1 protein-coding gene is annotated in these 1,362 nt (G+C 73.4%); it reads left to right on the top strand.

Annotation, left to right across the window (positions count from 1 at the left end; genetic code table 11):
* Window positions 1-1,362, top strand: a 1,362-nt coding sequence (locus ACFYOP_RS33740; RefSeq protein WP_356899685.1) for a polyketide synthase dehydratase domain-containing protein, incomplete at both ends; no start/stop codon positions are given.

Below are 1,362 nucleotides of genomic sequence, written 5' to 3'. Positions count from 1 at the left end.
CACCCCATCAACTGGCCCACCCCGCGAACCAACCGCGTCACCGACCTCCCCACCTACCCCTTCCAGCACCAGCACTACTGGATCAACCCCACCACCGACAGCCGGACGAACCTCTCCGGCGCGGGCCTGGCGGCCGCCGATCATCCGCTGCTGGGGGCTGCCGTGGAGGTGGCCGGCACGGACACGCACCTGTTCACCGGGCGGCTGTCGTTGCAGAGCCACCCCTGGCTCGCCGACCACGCCGTAGCCGGCACCGTCCTGCTCCCCGGCACCGGGTTCCTCGAACTCGCCCTCCAGGCTGGCCACCACGTCGACTGCGGCACCGTAGAGGAACTCACCCTCGAAGCAGCCCTGATCCTTCCCGAACGGGGCGGGCTGGACGTGCAGTTGAACGCGGGCGCACCTGACGACTCGGGGCGGCGCGAGCTGACTCTCCACTCACGCGCGCAGGACGCCGGCAGCGACGAGCCGTGGACCCGGCACGCCACCGGCACCCTGGCCCCCGTAGAGCAGTCCCCGAGGCCCGATGCCGACATGACCACATGGCCGCCCTCCGGGGCCGAGCCGGTGGAGACCGAGGGCTACTACGACAGGCTGGCCGAGCAGGGCTACGGGTACGGCCCTGCCTTCCACGGCCTGCGGACCGCCTGGCGGCGCGGTGACGAGATCTTCGCCGACGTCGCGCTGCCGGAGGAGGAGTCCGCCGAGGCCGCGGAGTACGGCATCCACCCGGCGCTGATGGACGCGGCGCTGCACGCGCTGGGTCTGGGCGTGCTGCCCGCGGCGGGCGAGGGCCGGGCGCGGCTGCCGTTCTCGTGGAGCGGGGTGACCCTGCACACGGCAGGCGCCGCCGCGCTGCGGGTGCGCGTGGCTCCGCTCGGGGACGCCGAGGACACCGTGTCGGTCACCGTGGCCGACCCGGCCGGCATGCCGGTCGCCACGGCCGAGTCGCTGGTCGTACGGCCGGTGGTCACCGCGCAGTTGGAGGCGGCCGGTTCCTCCATGAACGACAGCCTGTTCCGCATGGACTGGGTGCCGGCCTCCGCGGGGCTCTCCCCCGTCGCGGCGCGGCGCTGGGCGGTCGTCGGGCCGGACCCGCTGCGGGTGGGACGGACGCTGGAGGAGACCGGTGCGACGGTCTTCGCGGCCGACGACCTGGAATCCGTGGCCACACTGGACGTCGTCCCGGACGTGGTGGTCGTGCCGTATGCGCCTCAGCAGGACGGCACCGACAAGCTCGCCGCGCGGGTCCATGAGGTGCTGTACGGGGCGTTGGGCCTGGTCAAGCGGTGGCTGGCGGAGGAGCGGTTCGCCGACTCCCGGCTGGTCCTGCTCACCCGCAACGCCGTCGCCACTTCACCC

This window comes from Streptomyces sp. NPDC006294 (genome assembly GCF_042870895.1).
Lineage (GTDB): Bacteria > Actinomycetota > Actinomycetes > Streptomycetales > Streptomycetaceae > Streptomyces.
The sequence above is the reverse complement of the archived record's forward strand: the minus strand, read 5'-3'. Positions and strand labels throughout refer to the sequence as shown.